We start from the raw sequence: 16,007 nt of genomic DNA on the forward strand, positions 1-16,007 counted from the left end.
AACGCGCGCCCGGTCCGGAGGTCCCCACCCGGCTGCTCGTACACGCCCTCGTGCGTGAGGACGGCACAGTCGCCGCCGGTGAGCTGTACAGCGTCGCGGGACTGCTGGGTATGACCGACCAACAGGTGCGGCTGTGCATCAAACGCCTGGTGGCTGACGGCCGGTTCACCCAGGACGGCCGCGGGCGCAAGGCCGTGCTGCGGGCCGTGGCCGACCCAACTGGTGCGCTCGCGCCGAACGCGGAGTACGTACGCCACGCCTATCGCCAGGACTCCGGCAGCGCACACTGGGACGGCGTCTGGCACCTGTTCGCCTTCGCCATCCCGGAATCCCGTCGCACCATCCGCGACGCCCTGCGGGACACCCTCCTCCACCTCGGCGCGGCACCCCTCCAGGGCGGCCTCTACGTCACCGCCAACCCGGTCACCGACATCGTCGAGGTCCACGCCCGCCACCTGGGCGTTCTGGACTCTCTGACCTTCCTCACCAGCACCGACCTGCGCGTCGGCACCCTCACCGACCCCGCCGCCCTGGCCGCCGAGCTGTGGCCCCTGGAGGAGATCGCCGCCCGCTACGAACGGCTCACCGCCTTCGCGCGCCACTGCCTGACCGAACTGGGCACGCGGGAAAGAGCCGACGGCACCGAGCAGGTGGCGGCCGGGCGACTCGCCATGGCCGTCCAACTGGCCGCCGAGTTCACCAGGGCCATGGAACCCGACCCGTTGCTGCCCCCGGAGCTGCTGCCGCAGCCATGGCCCGGCACCCAAGCTCGCAGCCTCACCGCCGACTGCTGGCAACGCCTGCGCCGGGCCCCCACCGACGGGCCGGAGAGCCTGCGCCTGTTCCGGCTCTACGGCGACGCTCTCGGCGACCCGACTGAGGACTCGTGACGGTGCGACGGTCGCCTGCCTGCCTCCTGCGGTTCGCATGTCCTGGACCGGACCGGGTTGCCCATGGGGCTTCTATCCGTGCAACGCAAGAGAATCCATGGCTCGACTGTTGCTCCCCGTAGGCCCACGACATACAGCACGCATCACGCAGGAGGTGGCAGCCGAACGCGAGGCATGAAGTGCCGGTGCTCACCCCTTGAGGGACTCAGACCTCTGGGCGAGGAGCACGCCCTTCGAAGTCCCGCCGCACCGCGGCACCATGGTCCTCGATCAACCCACCCTCATCAGGGAAGTCCAGAACCGCTCCGCAGCGATTGCACAGCCTCCCGTCCTCGGCCGGCACACCGCACGCCTTGCAGAATCGGTTGCCCCTCTCATCTTCAATGCTCGGCACCAAGAATCTCCCCAACAATCGGCGCGACATACTGAATGCCCGTACGGAGTACCCGAGGCGCCGAGGTCGATACCCGCGCTGTTCACGCCCAACGGGACGTCCGCAGCCGGGCCCAGGACGATCCCGTCCAGTTGTACACGTGGGTCTGCGTTCCCCGGCTCTGGTTGTTGTGCCAGGACGTTGTCTTGTCGTTGAAGCCCCAGTCGGCGAGGTTCTCGAAGGCGCAGTCCGACCAGGTCAGTCGGGTAGCTGCAGTTCGCCAATTGGCTCGACGAGGCCGCCGCCCTCGTCGATGTCACCCGCGTCGCCCGCGACACCCGCTCACGTCCGTGCTGGAAGGGGGCGGATACACAGGCCCGAGCCCCGTGGGCAGGGGCATACCGGGGGCCAAGCGCTGCCCTGCGCTGCCACAGGGGGCTCATCCGCCCCGACACGCAGGGAGAATGTGATCAGGCAGCGGGCCTCGACATCACCCTCGTCGGGGCAGAAGGCCCCGTAGAGCTCGCGCAGGTAATCCATCCGCCGGTTGTCCACCCGGCGGAGGAAGGCCCCGGAGGAAGTCGGACAGCACGTTCCCGTCCCTCACCTGGCGCCCGGGGCCGATCGCCGCGCGTACTCGTGGGCGTTGGCCGGGCCCCACTGCCGGGCCCCGGGCGTCGTGGCTCACCCCGCCCGGGGCCCTTCAGTGGCTTCAGGGGCGAGAGTCCCCGCGCTCACTGATCGGTTCTCGCGCCGGTGACGTCCGGCTCAGGGGCAGTTGACGGCCGCATCCCCGGGGTCGCGGTTGCATGTGTCGATGGCCAGGCCTCCGTCGAGTGAGTCGTTCATCGGGATGCCGTCGACCGCCTCGAGGGTGTCGATGCCTTCCTGGCCGTTGTGGCTGTCGTTGCCGGTGCCTCCCGTGAGGGTGTCGTTGCCGGTGTTTCCGTTGAGGGTGTCATTGCCTTCGTTGCCGTTCAGCGTGTCGTTGCCGGCGTTGCCGTTGATGGTGTCGTTTCCGCCCAGTCCCGAGAGAGTGTCGTTGCCCGGGCCGCCGTTGATGGTGTCGTTGCCGGGCGTCGCGGCTTTGATGCCGGGGGCCACGTCGTCGCCGAAGAGCCGATCCGCCCTGGGGCCTCCGTCGAGGCGGTCGTCACCGTCGCCTCCGAACACCGTCGAGGGCGTCTCCACGTTCGCCGAGACCGTGATCTGATCGTCGTCGTCCTGAGCGGCGATGCGGATCAGGGTCCCGGGCAGCGGACAGGTCGCCGAGTTCTGCGACCGCGCCTGGCACGGTCCCACGGCCGACACGGTGTCCCCGGCGTCCGACACCACGAGGAGGTCGCCCTGCCTCCGGACGGTGATGTCATTGGCGACGCCCGTGCTCGCGGTGACGATGACGCTGTCGTCCGAGTACGACACGACCGTCGTGTCCGCGAGTCCGCCGGCTTCGGCGTGGCCCGGGTCGGCCCATGCCGATGAACCGGCCAAGGCCAGGCAAACGAGTGCGGTGACGCACAGCGTGGTCGGCGCGCGCCTGGTTCTCGTCATCACGTGCTCCCTGTCGTCCCGTCGGATGGGGTGTGCGGTGTTCCGCTCACGGCCGTTGGCCGTCAGGGGCAACTCGTGACGGAGTCGCCGAGGTCGTAGCTGCATCTGTCGGGTCCTGCGCCGCCGTCGGCGTAGTCGTTGCCGCTGATCTCGTCGACCACGTCGATGATGTCCCTGCCGTTGCCTCCGGCGACGTAGTCGGACCCTTCCGCACCGACGATCTGGTCGGCGCCGTTGCCGCCTTCCACGACGTCGTTTCCGGCGCCGGAGCCCATGATGTCCGCGCCGTCGCGGCCCTCGACGGAGTCGTTGCCCGAGCCGCCCGTGATCCGGTCCGCGCCTGATCCACCGATCAGGGTGTCGTTCCCGCTCCCGCCCGACAGCGTGTCGGCGCCCTCCTCCCCTTCGAGGGTGTCGTTGGCTCCTCCCCCGACAAGGCTGTCGTCGCCCCCACCGCCCAGCAAGGTGACCCCGAGCCCGCTGAGCGACGACGTGACGCTGTCGTTCTGGTCACCCGCAGCGACCACGAGTTCCGTCGTGGTCGCGGCACCGGGACAGACGGCTTCGTTGGCGCTGACCGAGGTGCAACCGCCGGACCCGGCGATGACGTCGCCGGTGTCCCTGATCCTGATGCCGTCACCGACCTGCCATACGGAGATCGTGTTTCCGTAACCCACACCTGCGGTGACCGTCACGGTGGTACCGGTCTTGTTGACGAGCGTGGTGGCGAGGGCCTGAGCCGCGGGCGCCTCGCTGGTGGCGGCGTCGGCCACGCCGCTGAGGTGGAGTGCGAGACCGCAGAGCGCTGTCGCGAGCGCAGTGGCCCGCAGAGTCTTTCCGACCATGCATGCTCCCGGAGAAGTGGAGACCGTGTGGTGCTTCGCTTCCGTACGGTGGAGCACCGAGGGGACTCGGATGAGAGGGGCGGTTGCGTCTGCCCCTTGTGATGTCAGTGCGGCGACGGCGCACCGCTGTGCTGAGTCGCGCACGTTCCTTCCACTGCCCGGCTTCGGGCGGTGAGCGCGGTGCCTTACGTGATGGAGCGCGCCGCTGAGCACTGCGAGCATGCCGTGCCCTGCGGCGCCCTTGAAGCGTCTTTAACGCCAATTCCGTATGTCTTCAGGGGGAGATGACACAGGCGAACCATAATGTTCACCTTTGTACGACTGTGCAGTCTGCGGAAACGCCACCGGCTCGCCTCTGGCGGGATGGTGCACAGCGGCGCAATCGCTGAAGCGGGAGGTGAAGCCGGGCGAGGTCCCGCTGCGGCGGAACCGTCGGCGTGCATGGCTTCCCCCGCCAGGAAGGCATGACCCCCGGCGGCCCCAGCGGTCACCGGGCGCCCGCGAGGCGGCACCGGACCGGCACGGTTTCCGGACCGTGCCCCTGCGACTCACCGCTCATGGGGGCAGGAATCAGCCCCTACGCGTCAGCCGACCCGAAGACCGACCGCCAGCGTCAGTTCAAGGACCCGGTCGGGCGATGCGAGGTCCGGAAACAGCTCCCGCAGCTGCGACATCCGGTACCGGACCGTCTGGGGGTGGACGAACAACGCCGCCGCCACCTCCTCCCGCCTGCCCTGGTGCAGCAGCCACGCCCGCAGCGTCTCCTCCAGCCGTCGTGCCGTCGTGTCGGGCAAGGTCCGCAACGGTGCGAGGGCTCGGGCACGCAGGTCTGCGAACGCGTCCGCGTCGGCGCTCAGCACCAGCTCGGGCAGGTGGTCCTCGGTGTCGCGGATATCGGAGGAGAGGGAGCGCGCGCGTACGGCTCGTGCGTACGAGGCGGACGCGCGCGTCCATGGCCGGGCCGGGCCGGCCACGGCGGTGCGGTCGGTCAGCTGCCGCAGGAGGTGTGATCGGTCGGCGTCGGGGACGAGCAGCACGCCGGTGGCGTCCGGCAGGTCGTCGAGGACGAGGGTGCTCGGGTCGAGCGTGCGGTAGGCGGGCCGGGCCTGGGCGGCGGGCAGCAGGACCGCGGTCAGCGAAACGGGAGGCTGCCAGCCGGCCCGTTGAGCAGAGGCCAGCAGCACGTCCGGGCTCGCGCCGGCGAGGAGGTCGCGGGCCAGGTGTTCCAGGTGGCGCTCGTGGGCCCTGCCCCGGGCGGCCAGTTCGTCGGCGTGGCCCGCGGCGCTCGCGGCGGACAGCTCGTCGATGTAGGCGAAGGTCAGCTCGGCGAACTTGGCGACCTCGGCGGCGGGCAGACCTGCGGGTACGGCGCCCGCGGCCAGGCATCGCCAGGCCACCCGGGCGCCGACGCGGTAGGCGCTGAGCAGGGCGTCCATCGAACGGCCGTCGCGCACCTCGCCGCGGCCCAGCTCGTAAGCCGCGTCACTGCCGTCGCCCCCTGTGGCGTTCCCGCTCGCGAGATCCAGGTAGTGCCCCAGGGCGGTGCGGACGGCACGGCGGATGGTGGCGCCCATGTGGCCCGACAGGGCGTTGGCGTAGGGAGGGACCTCGTCGATGATCGCCTGGACGACCTCGTCGGCAGTGGTCTTCAGCGCGGCCCGAAGCGCGGTGACCGTCGTCTCGTCCAAGGCCAGTTCGCTGGCCCGGCGGATTGCATGGCTCACTTTTTATTCCCTGCGAACAAATCGATCGACCAGATTCACGTCCTGTGGTCAGGACTTTACGCCTCAAGGCACAGCAAGCTGGAGTCATGACGAGTACTGCCCTCCGCAGCAGGGCGTGGAAACTGCTGGAGATGGTCACGACGCCGGTCCTGCCGTCGGACTACCTCGACCTGGTCAGCCCGCTGCGCGCGGGCGCTGACCTGCGAGGGCGCATCGAGGCCGTGCACCCCGAGACGAGTGACGCCGCGACCATCGTGATCAGGCCGGGACGGGGCTGGCGCGGTCACACAGCCGGTCAGTACGTGCGGGTCGGGGTCGATGTCGACGGGGTGCGCCTGTGGCGTGCCTACTCCCTCACCTCGCCGACGAACCGCCCGGACGGCCGCATCACGATCACCGTGAAGGCGATCCCGGACGGCAAGGTCAGCAACCACCTGGTCCGCAGGGCGAAACCGGGCACGCTGATCCAGCTCGACCAGCCGACCGGTGACTTCGTGCTGCCGCAGGCCAAGCCCGCCAAGGTGCTCTACCTGACGGCCGGCAGCGGCATCACGCCCGTGATGGGCATGCTGCGCGACACCGAGTTCGACGACGTCGTCATGGTCCACTCCGCGCCGCAGCCGCACGACGTGATCTTCCGCAACGAACTGCACGACCTGGTCGCGGACAAGAAGCTGCGGCTCACCGAGGTGCACACCGACACGGACGGCATGCTCGACATCGCCCGTCTCGGCGAACTCGTGCCCGACTGGGCCGAGCGCGAGACCTGGGCGTGCGGGCCCACGGGCCTGCTCGACGCCGCCGAGAAGCACTGGAGCGAGCACGGCGTACCGGAGCGCCTGCACACCGAACGCTTCCGCCCCAGCATCGTCGTCGCCGGCGACGGCGGCGAGGTCACGTTCAGCACCACGGGCAAGACCGTCGACGCGGACGGTGCCACGCCGTTGCTGGACGTCGGCGAGGAGGCCGGCGTGCTCATGCCCTCCGGGTGCCGCATGGGCATCTGCTTCGGCTGCGTCACGCCGCTCAAGGCGGGCGCCGTCCGCGACCTGCGCACCGGCGAGATCACCGAGGCCGAGCCGGGCGTCCTCATCCAGACCTGCGTGTCCGCCGCGGCGGGCCCTTGCGACATCGAACGGTAGGAGCACCTTGACCGCCATCGACCCCACCGCCCACCTGACCGCAGAGCAGATCGAGGAGCTCGGCCGCGAGCTGGACGCGATCCGCGACGAGGTGATCGCCAGCCGCGGCGAGAAGGACGCTGCCTACATCCGCAAGGTCATCTCGGCGCAGCGCAAGCTTGAGCTGGTCAGCCGGGGCGTGCTGCTGTTCTCGCTCTTCCCGCCCGCGTGGGTGATCGGCACCGCCGGTCTGTCCGTGGCGAAGATCATGGACAACATGGAGATCGGCCACAACGTCCTGCACGGCCAGTGGGACTGGATGCGGGACCCGAAGATCCACTCCACCACCTGGGACTGGGATCACGTCTCGCCGGCCGACCAGTGGAAGCACTCGCACAACGAACTGCACCACGCGTACACCAACGTGATCGGCAAGGACAACGACCTCGGCTACGGCATCATGCGCGTCGACGAGGACCAGAAGTGGCACCCGTTCCACCTCGGCCAGCCGCTGTGGAACTTCATCAACGCCTGCTTCTTCGAGTACGGCATCGCCGCCTACGACCTGGAGCTCGGCAAGAATCTGAGCAAGCGCCGCCGCAAGAACCCGGAGTTCCGCGCGCGGGCCAAGGCCGTGGGCCGCAAGATCCGCAAGCAGGTGCTCAAGGACTACGTGATCCACCCGCTGCTGTCGGGTCCGTCCTTCCTCCCCACGCTCGCCGCCACGTTCACCGCGAACCTGGTCCGCAACCTCTGGTCGCACTCGGTGATCATGTGCGGGCATTTCCCCGAGGGCGTGCAGGTCTTCGAGCGCCGGTCGATCAAGGGCGAGACGCGCGGCCAGTGGTACCTGCGCCAGATGATGGGCTCGGCGAACATCAGCGGCAGCAAGGCCATGCACTTCATGACCGGCAACCTGTCGCACCAGATCGAGCACCACCTGTTCCCGGACCTGCCGAGCAACCGGTACGCCGAGGTCGCGGTGAAGGTGCGCGCGCTGTTCGAGAAGTACGAGCTGGAGTACGTCACCGGGCCGCTGCCCAAGCAGGTGTTCTCCGCGTGGCACAAGGTCTTCCGGCTCTCGCTGCCGAACAAGAAGCCCAAGGTCAAGACGCCGGAACGCGAGCGGGAGCTCGTCGCGGCCTGATGCCCGGTGTGGGTTCGCGGTCAACCTCGGCGCTGACGCCGAGAACCCGTACGCCAGCGCGGAGCCCGGCCGGCGGGCCGGAGCCGAGTGGACACTGCAGTGGATCGAGAACACCGCCAGCCGGCTGGCCGAGGGCCGGGCCGCAGCGAGCCGGTGGCGGTGAGCAGCGCGCCAGCCTGCCGTGGTCGGGCCCGTGGTCAGGGCGCGTCGCCGGAGTAGTAGAAGCGGCACGCGACGCCGGGCCCCTGTGCGCGGGGGTCGCCGGGGCGCGGGTCGTACAGGGCGCGGCCGCCGGGCCACCGTGACAGCTCGGTGGACAGGGCCGCGCCGTCGTCTACTTCCTCGGTCCGCCACCCGTGGATGTCCAGCAGCAGGCCGTCCAGCGGCCCGCCGACCAGTTCGGCGTAGGTCCGCTGTGGGAGCGGGCCGGGGTTGGGGTCGTCGTGCTCCGCGCCATAGACGCGGCCGTTCAGCAGCTGCTCATCGCCGTTCATCCGACCAAGCCTTGCAGCCGCCACCGACAACGCGGGCCGGCCCAGCGACGCCTTGGGTCTGCCCGCGTGGTCGGTCGCCGCGGCTTGCCCGGTCAGGTGCGGAAGCGGGAGCCAGCCGTCGTCACCCGTCTCGTTGTCGCCGGCACGCCGGGAGTGTCCTGCGTCAGAGCCTGTACGCCGGTGTCCATGAAGCCGGTCGGCGAGCCGTAGACGACGGCGGGGTGGGTGCAGGCGCAGTCGTTCTCAGCGCCCGCTATCTTGGCCTCGACATCCAAGAGGTGGGGCCGGCAGTGCAGAGAGCAGAAGAACGCGTCGCGAAGACCGGGGACGTTGACGCGGACGCGGACATGGGTGCGGACGCGGACACAGGCGCGAAGGACGACGCACCGCGCGGCCTTCCCCTGCCGTGGCCGCTGCTGTTGCTGGGGGCGGCCGTCCTCCCCGGCGCGGTGCTCTACTTCGGGGGCCGGTGGATGGAGACGCCCGCGATGCAGGCGTGGCGGACCGTCTGTCTCGCGGTGACCGTGCAGGCGCTGCCCTTCCTGCTGCTGGGCACGGCGCTGTCCGGGGCCATCAACGCGTTCGTGCCCGCACGGCTGTTCAGCCGTGTGCTGCCGCGTCGGCGGGTGCTCGCCGTGCCGGTGGCCGGTGCGGCGGGAGTGGTACTGCCGGGCTGCGAGTGCGCGTCGGTGCCGGTGGCGAACAGCCTGATCAGCCGCGGGGTCACGCCGGCCGCCGCGTTCGCCTTCCTGTTGTCGGCGCCGGCGATCAACCCGGTGGTGCTGACCGCCACCGCCGTCGCCTTCCCGGGGCAGCCGGAGATGGTCGCCGCGCGACTGCTGGCCTCCCTGGCCACGGCGGTGGTGATGGGCTGGCTGTGGCTCTGGCTGGGGCGGGCCGAGTGGCTACGGCCCAGCGTGCGCCAGACCGGGCACCAGGCGGGAGGCAGTCGGTGGCGGGAGTTCCGGGCCGGCTTCCAGCACGACTTCCTCCACGCGGGCGGTTTCCTGGTGGTGGGCGCCATGGCAGCGGCCACGTTCAACGTGGCGGTGCCCCGTTCCGTGCTGGATGCGTTCTCCGGTAATCCCTGGCTGTCGGTGCTGTTCCTGGCCGGGCTGGCGATCGTGCTCGCGATATGTTCCGAGGCGGACGCGTTCGTGGCGGCCTCGCTGACCGGGTTCTCACCCGTCGCGCGGCTGACGTTCATGGTGGTCGGTCCCGTGGTCGACCTGAAGCTCATCGCACTGCAGTCGGGCACGTTCGGCCGGGCCTTCGCCATCCGGTTCGGTGCCGCCACAGTGGTCGTGGCGGTCCTGTCCAGCGTCCTGATCGGAGCCGTCCTGCTGTGAGACGTCCCCTGCAGATGGCCTTGCTGCTCCTCAGCGGCGTCGGTCTGTTGCGCATCGCCCTCTTCACCGACCTGTACCTGCGCTACGTCAAGGAGGGCATGCGGCCGCTGCTGATCGCCTCCGGTGTTCTGCTGATCCTGCTGGCCGTGGCCGACCTGGTCTCCTCCCTGCGGCGACGCCGCCATGACGAGCAGACCGACCCCGGCGACGACAGCCACGGCCATGACCACGGGCACGGGCACCACCATTCCTCCGTGCCGCGCCCCGCATGGCTGCTGTTCCTGCCCGCGCTGAGCCTCCTCCTCTACGCCCCGCCCGCTCTCGGCGCCTACACCGCCTCCCGCGAGCCGGCGAAGACCGTCCCCCAACGCGACACCTTCGACCCGCTGCCCACGACCTCGCCGCTTCCCATCACCCTGACCGACTTCACCAGCCGCGTGCAGCAAGACCGCACACGCGCCATACAGGACCGTACGGTCCAGATGACCGGCTTCGCCACGTCCGCCGAGCGGAAGGACAGCTGGTACCTGACCCGGATCACGATCTCCTGCTGCGCGGCGGACGCCCAGTCCGTGAAGGTACGGATCCACGGTGTCCCGGCCCCCGCCGCCAACACCTGGGTCACCGTCACCGGCACCTGGCGTCCCGACGGAACCCTCGGCACGAACTCCGCCGCCGTCGCCCTCGACGCCCGCGCGGTGCAGAAGGTCGCCAAGCCCGTGAACTCGTACAAGGACGCCCTCCCCTGGGCCCCCAGCAGGTGAGCCATCGCTCCACCTCCGCCCGGCTTCCGCAACCAGGACTGCGCGCCGCGGTCGAGGTCGGCGCCCGCCGCAGGCCCGCCCCGCCGGTGATCCTCCTGTCGCGGTACGTCGAGCGCACCCAGGCCGCCGCACTCCCGGCAGACGGTGAGGGCGGGATCGGCTACCTCCTCAAGGACCGTCACGCCCCGGTCTCCGGCGAGAAACACATCTCCGACCTGCCCGCCAGCTCGAACTCCCCCTCACCCACGACACCCACCGGCGAGTACAGGCACAGGCCGTCCTGACGGAGGGCTCGTCAAATCCTGTGGACCGGCCGGACAGTCCGACGACCGGTCGATCAAGCGAGCGGCTTGCGGTATCGGACGTACTCGTTCCGCCTCCGGAACCCCACGCTCTCGTAAAGATCGTAGGACCGGTTCGGATGATCTCGGACTTCGAGGCATGTCCGCCACCCTGTTCATGGTTCATGCTGCGGTCGTATGCGGCCGTTCGACGAGGTAGCCGCGTTCGAAGTGGGCTCCGGTTCGGACGAGGGCGACGAGGTGGGCGGCGCCCGGCTTCAGACCGCGTCAGCCGGCCCCCTGTCCGGGAGGGCTGCGGGATGAGATGACAAGGTCATCTCGGTCGCGACCAGTGCTTGCGGGGCACCCGGCAGCGTTCACGGTTTCTTGGTCAGGTAGGTATGGAGGTGTCGAGAGAGGAATGTGATGACGTTCATCAGAGGCATACAGAGAAGGCTGCGCGCCGGCATCACCGGCCCGGAGGTGGGGACAGCGGCAGTCGCCATCGGCTCGGCCTTGCTTCTCACCGGCTGCGCCGGCGATCAGCAGACGGGTCAGGCGGCCTCGAGGGATGCGGTGTCCTCCCCCTCTCCCGCTGCCTGCGCTCGTGACGAGCCCTACTACCAGGCCGGATTGCTGCAGACCGAAGACGTCTGGTCGCAGCCGGGGAGATCGCAGGAGACGACGACCGTCGTCGAACTGGACCCGAAGGCGTGCACGACCGGTTCGAAGCCTGCCAAGGTGCCGACCACGTCCTGCGAGCCGGGGGCATTCCCCTGGACCACGTCAGCGGCCTCTGCGAGCCGGGAACTGGCCGGCGCCGGTGTGCGCGCTCGGGGCGATGTCACCTTCACCGCGAAGGGGAAGACGCTTCAGGAGATCGTGCTCGCTTCATCGCCGTCCGAACAGCGGCCCTCGATCGTGGCTGCTTATCGGGACCACCTGGAGGGCTGCAAGGCTCAAGCCGTGGGCGGCCTCGGTGGGAAGCCCGAGTGGTTCCGTATCGCCACCGCGAGCAATCAGCTGCTGGTGAGCCTCGATGACGGCGTCGTCATCGCTCTGCGGGCTGAACGCTCTCAGTGGACGGACGATGAGCTGGGCGAGTTGATGCGCGCGGCAGAAGGGCGGAGTGAGAAGTTCCGGGAATGAGCGGTTCAGCGCTGCCGCTCGCCGCCCGGTGGAGCCCGGGAGTTGCATGGAGTGCCGTCGCACTCACCGGGTCGACAGCGCAAGATCCCTGTGCCGCCACACCACGTTGACTTCGCTCGTGCGGTGTGCGCGTACCCCGTCACGGTCGCAGCCGCGGAGCTGGAACCGCTCGTACTCGCTGGTGGCCGGCAGCTCGACCGACCACTGCCACCGTTGACCGGCCCAGGTGGGGCGTCGCAGGCCGTGTCCCCGCCCTGGGCCAGGGCGGGGACACGGCCTCAGGCGCGAGGCGACGTCAGTTGGCGTTCACCAGGTCGTGCGCCGGGACGGTGACCGTCCGCTTCCCCGGCTTGCCGCCCAGCACGATCTTCCGCAGGGCACTGTTGTTGTCGAGGTTGGTTTCCTTCAGCCGCTTCTCCGGGTTGGCCAGCACCTGGATGTAGTAGGTGCCGTTGGGCACGCCGGTGATGTCGAAGGACTGGCCCGGCAGGTCCTGGGTGTAAGTGTCGCCGGAGCCGACGTCCAGCACCTCGCGGACGGAGATCGAGTTCTCCTCACCGCAGGCGGTGGCCAGGTCGGTGTTGTTCGGGTGCCAGTTGGCGTTCTTCACCGTGTAGTCGACCGCGTCGGTGTTGGCCAGGCAGAAGGCCTCCTTGCCGCTGCGCACGGCCTCCTTCTTGTCCGCCTTCAGCAGCCGGTAGCTGGCGAAGTCGGTGAAGTGCCAGTGCACGTGCCCCGGGCGCGGGTCCCACTCCATGGTGCCGGTCGGGGTGTAGCCGACCTGCTTGCCCTTGGCGTCGTAGAAGTACTGGTAGGCGTCCATCTTGGCCTTGCCGGGCGAGCGGAACCCGTCCACCACGAGCTGCGCCGGGCCGGCGTTCCACACGTTGGCGCTGAACGCCAGGTAGTCCTTGCCCGGGATGTCCTTGTCGCCGTCGCTGATGGTGATGCCGTAGGCCGGCAGCGAGCGCAGGTCCGGCTTGGGGACGTCCGGGACGGAGGGCTTGCCGGCGGGCCGCTTCGACAGCGGCTTGAGGGCGGGCGCCTGACGCGAGCCGTCGGTCTGGCCGCTGGTGTCCCGGGCCCGCAGAGACAGCGCGGACTTCTGCTGCTTCTTCTTCACCGCCCACGGCAGGGCCGGCGGCGCGGCCTTCAGCGGACCGTGGCCCACGTTGTACGAGGGGCCCGCACCGCTCGTCACCGGCGCGGCGGCCTCGGCGGGAGCCGGAGCATGCCCCGGTCCGTGGCCGGCGTGAGCGTTCGGCGCCTGGTGAGCGGCACCGTGCCCGGCGTGCTCACCGGCCTTCCCGAACCGGGGAGCCGCCTCGGTCCTGCCCTCTTCCTCCTCGAAGCTTTCCTCCACCACGGTGACCTTGACCGTGGCCACCCGGTCGGCGATGCCGAACAGGTCGCGGTACTTCTTGGCGACGCCGACCTTGGCCGTGTACGTACCGGCCGGGAGCTGGACGGGCTCGCTGTAGGAGCCCGCGTAGGTGTTGGCCGCCCAGCCCTTCTCGACGCCCCACACGGAGCCGAGGGTGAAGGGGTTGGTGGGGCAGCTCTCCGGATACTTGGAGGTGGAGGGTGCGTCCGGCCGCACCCGGCCGCTGGCGTTGTTCGGGCAGAAGCTCTCGGTGCGGGTGAGGACCTTCTTGCCGGCCTTGTCGGTGAGGGTGACCTTCACGAAGCCGGGCAGCCCGGAGAAGTCCTTCACGGTGCCCGTGGGCAGCTTCTTGGCCTTGGCCTTTCCGCCCTCGTACACGGTCTGGGTGACGCTCACGGGGTCCTTGTAGGACTTCCGGGTCACCTTGAACTCCAGCGGCTTCCCTTCGGCGATGAGGTAGGTGCCGAGGTCCAGGTACACACCCGGCTCTTCCTTATAGGTCGTGAGCGTCACCGAAGGGGTCGCCGCGATGAGGCTCAGCTCGGGGCCGGTCGCGGCCTTCGCCGGCTCCTGCGCCGCGGCCACGATGCCGGCCGTCACGGCCGTCACGGCGACGGCCGTGGTGCCGGCGAGCAGCGTACGTCGCAGCCGAGCGGTGCGCTTTCTGGTCATGGTTCTCTCGTCCTCCGGTGCTGTGAGCAGGAAGCAGGCGGCACGGCGCGTCCGCGAGGTTCGGGCCGGGGCCGGCGTGTGAGAGGCGTTTTCGCTTCGCCCGCGCTGTGAGAGGAACGGATGGGTTGCTCGGTTGTCCCGGAGACGGAAAGGGATGGAGTGTTGGCCGAATGCCGTCGCAGTGACGAGATCCGGCCGCCGATAGGGCGCACCGCGATCCGGGCTTTCTCGGCCTCGACGTTCCGGCCGTCCGCGTGCGGATCAAGCGCTGGTCCGCGGGGACCGTCCGTCGTCAACTCGCTGATAGCATCCGCTCACTTGTGCGAGAACAGGTCGCTGAGCGTCGCCGAGCGTCGCTGAGCGGGAGGGGATGGCACGTGGGCGCAGCCGCCGTGTCGCGTGGCCGACTGGCCGTCCGCATCGTCGCGGTACCGGTGCACCGGCGCGGAGTTGCTCGCCCGTCGAGTCGGCTCCCGCAGCAGCTTCGTCGGCGGCGGCATCGACGACCGCGGAACCGACGTGATCTCCGCGGCGCCGACGGCCGTACGCAGGGCACGGGACAGGTCCCCTTGTCCTGACCCGCATCACACCTCTCCGTGCCTCGACGGTCTCCAGGTGCCGTCCGTGCGCGGACGGCACCTCTGACGTGGGAGAAACTCACATGACCAAGAAGGACGGTCACGGCAGCAGATGCCGGACCATCGCCATCGCTGTGCTCGCCGGGCTGCTCGGCAGCGTGCAGGTCCCGAGCGCGCACGCCGCCGGGGACACCGTCCCCGCGGATTTCAACGGTGACGGCTACCGCGACGTGGTGCTGCGGGTCCCCGCCGCCGACGTCGCCGGGCGCGAGGACGCGGGCGCCGTGATCGTCCTGTACGGCTCCGCCTCCGGGCTCTCCGCGAAGTCCCGGGTCGTGATCACCCAGAACTCCGCCGGTGTGCCCGGAAGTGCCGAGCGGGGCGACTACTTCGGTGCCTCCACCGCCTCCGCCGACCTCGACCGGGACGGATACGCCGACCTGGTCGTCGGCGCGCCCTACGAGGATCTCGCCCAGGGGGAGAACAAGGGCATGGTCACCATCCTGTGGGGCAGCCGATCGGGCCTGGTGTCCGGGCGGGCCCTGCCGACACCCGACAGCCCCCATGACTTCGACCGTATCGGCCGGGACGTGGCCGCCGTCGGCAAGGGGTCCTCGGCCACCAGCCTGGTGACGGTCGGCGGCTGGAACTACACCCGTACCTTCCAGGGCCCGTTCACCCGCTCAAGTGGGCCGACTTCCGCGGGAATGGGGCTGGGTGAGTGGTTCGGCTCCGTCGCCGCCGGTGACCTCGACCGCGACGGCCGCGCCGACACGGTGGCGGTGTCGGGGCGTGCCGGCGGGCACACCGGCGGCCGGATCCACGTCAACGCCGAGAACCAACCCCAGTGGAGCGTCCCGCTGACGCATGGCGACGCCCTGGTGGCCACCGTCGGCGACGTCAACGGCGACGGATACGGCGACATCGTCGCCGGCGACCCCGACGAGCCCGAACAGCGCGGAGTCGACGGAGAACTCGGCGGGCGCATCCTCATCTGGTACGGCAGTCCGGCGGGAGTGCCGACGGACACGAACCCCGTGGTGATATCCCAGGACACCGCCGGCGTCCCCGGTTCCGGGGAGAAGGGCGACCGCTTCGGCGCATCGGTCGCGGTCGCGGACTTCGACCGCGACGGCGTCGGCGACATCGCGGTGGGCGCGTCCGGCGAGAAGCTCGGCACCGTCGCCGGCGCCGGCATGGTCACGGTCATCCCCGGCAAGCGCACCGGTACCCCGGGCTCCGGCGCCTACTCCTACAGCCAGGACACCACCGGCGTCCCCGGCGGCAGCGAGAGCCGCGACCACTTCGGCACCACCGTCTCGGCGGGCGACGTGAACCGCGACGGGCGCCCCGAACTCATCGTCAGCGCACACGGCGAGAACAACTACGCCGGCGCCGCGTGGACCCTGCCCGGCGGCACCACCCGGCCCACCGCAACCGGCAGCAAGATGTTCACCACCTCGCAATTCGGGCTCCCCGCCTCCGGATGGCAGCTCTTCGGCGGTGACAGCCTCCCCCTCCTGTGACCCGAACAGGACAGCAGGTCGTGGGTCACCCCGGACCTCGGCCGACGGCGTTGCGGTTCCGTTATCGCCCGGCGGGCAACTGTGGGGCGGGGGCCGCTGTCGTACCGTTGTGATCTCCCGTCATCCCTCCCCCACGCGCGCCCGTTTCGGCGTCGCCAC

At 70.1% G+C, this 16,007-nt stretch carries 13 protein-coding genes and 1 pseudogene; 8 read left to right on the top strand and 6 right to left on the bottom strand.

Going from position 1 to position 16,007, the window contains the following annotated elements; all coding sequences use genetic code 11:
- The first annotated feature begins 110 nt into the window (after positions 1-110).
- A complete protein-coding gene (locus ABZY20_RS36655; RefSeq protein WP_356447778.1) occupies positions 111-890 on the top strand; it encodes a PaaX family transcriptional regulator C-terminal domain-containing protein in 780 nt (259 codons plus the stop codon).
- An 820-nt stretch (positions 891-1,710) separates the two neighbouring features.
- Here the strand turns inward: ABZY20_RS36655 and ABZY20_RS36660 are convergent.
- The 4 genes and pseudogenes from ABZY20_RS36660 to ABZY20_RS36675 all read right to left on the bottom strand — a co-directional run.
- Positions 1,711-1,827, bottom strand: a pseudogene (locus ABZY20_RS36660) (TetR/AcrR family transcriptional regulator); the annotation flags it as partial.
- A 204-nt stretch (positions 1,828-2,031) separates the two neighbouring features.
- Positions 2,032-2,814 carry a hypothetical protein gene (locus ABZY20_RS36665; RefSeq protein ID WP_356447779.1) on the bottom strand — a complete coding sequence of 261 codons (783 nt, stop codon included), beginning with the start codon at positions 2,812-2,814 and terminating at the stop codon, positions 2,032-2,034.
- Positions 2,815-2,876: 62 nt separating this feature from the next.
- Positions 2,877-3,659: a calcium-binding protein gene (locus ABZY20_RS36670; RefSeq protein WP_356447781.1), complete on the bottom strand. Its 783-nt coding sequence runs from the start codon at positions 3,657-3,659 to the stop codon at positions 2,877-2,879.
- 584 nt (positions 3,660-4,243) lie between these two features.
- Positions 4,244-5,383: a helix-turn-helix domain-containing protein gene (locus ABZY20_RS36675; RefSeq protein WP_356447782.1), complete on the bottom strand. Its 1,140-nt coding sequence runs from the start codon at positions 5,381-5,383 to the stop codon at positions 4,244-4,246.
- 86 nt (positions 5,384-5,469) lie between these two features.
- Between ABZY20_RS36675 and ABZY20_RS36680 the strand changes: the two genes are divergently transcribed.
- Both ABZY20_RS36680 and ABZY20_RS36685 read left to right on the top strand, forming a co-directional pair.
- On the top strand, positions 5,470-6,525 hold the full coding sequence (locus ABZY20_RS36680; protein ID WP_356447784.1) for a ferredoxin reductase: 1,056 nt from the start codon (positions 5,470-5,472) through the stop codon (positions 6,523-6,525).
- Positions 6,526-6,532: 7 nt separating this feature from the next.
- Complete coding sequence (locus ABZY20_RS36685; RefSeq protein ID WP_356447786.1) at positions 6,533-7,651, top strand: acyl-CoA desaturase; 1,119 nt, start codon at positions 6,533-6,535, stop codon at positions 7,649-7,651.
- A gap of 197 nt (positions 7,652-7,848) precedes the next feature.
- Here the strand turns inward: ABZY20_RS36685 and ABZY20_RS36690 are convergent, their stop codons facing one another.
- Positions 7,849-8,145, bottom strand: coding sequence for a hypothetical protein (locus tag ABZY20_RS36690; RefSeq protein WP_356447788.1), 297 nt, complete (start codon positions 8,143-8,145; stop codon positions 7,849-7,851).
- Between the two features lie 347 nt (positions 8,146-8,492).
- Between ABZY20_RS36690 and ABZY20_RS36695 the strand changes: the two genes are divergently transcribed.
- From ABZY20_RS36695 to ABZY20_RS36710, 4 genes are all read left to right on the top strand, one after another.
- Positions 8,493-9,494, top strand: a complete 1,002-nt coding sequence (locus tag ABZY20_RS36695; protein ID WP_356447803.1) for a permease — start codon at positions 8,493-8,495, stop codon at positions 9,492-9,494.
- Positions 9,491-10,258: a TIGR03943 family protein gene (locus ABZY20_RS36700; protein ID WP_356447790.1), complete on the top strand. Its 768-nt coding sequence runs from the start codon at positions 9,491-9,493 to the stop codon at positions 10,256-10,258. Before ABZY20_RS36695 ends, ABZY20_RS36700 begins: the two co-directional genes overlap by 4 nt.
- Positions 10,255-10,542, top strand: coding sequence for a hypothetical protein (locus ABZY20_RS36705; RefSeq protein WP_356447792.1), 288 nt, complete (start codon positions 10,255-10,257; stop codon positions 10,540-10,542). The genes ABZY20_RS36700 and ABZY20_RS36705 overlap by 4 nt, the downstream gene beginning before the upstream one ends.
- Before the next feature lie 423 nt (positions 10,543-10,965).
- Entirely contained in the window at positions 10,966-11,688 is a 723-nt protein-coding gene (locus ABZY20_RS36710; RefSeq protein ID WP_356447794.1) for a hypothetical protein, read from the top strand.
- A gap of 295 nt (positions 11,689-11,983) precedes the next feature.
- Here ABZY20_RS36710 and ABZY20_RS36715 read toward each other — a convergent pair whose 3' ends face one another.
- Entirely contained in the window at positions 11,984-13,744 is a 1,761-nt protein-coding gene (locus tag ABZY20_RS36715) for a lysyl oxidase family protein (protein ID WP_356447796.1), read from the bottom strand.
- A 661-nt stretch (positions 13,745-14,405) separates the two neighbouring features.
- Between ABZY20_RS36715 and ABZY20_RS36720 the strand changes: the two genes are divergently transcribed.
- Complete coding sequence (locus ABZY20_RS36720) at positions 14,406-15,848, top strand: FG-GAP repeat protein (RefSeq protein WP_356447798.1); 1,443 nt, start codon at positions 14,406-14,408, stop codon at positions 15,846-15,848.
- Positions 15,849-16,007: the final 159 nt, after the last annotated feature.

The sequence above is a fragment of the Streptomyces sp. NPDC006624 genome, from assembly GCF_040611555.1.
In the GTDB taxonomy this organism is placed as follows: domain Bacteria; phylum Actinomycetota; class Actinomycetes; order Streptomycetales; family Streptomycetaceae; genus Streptomyces.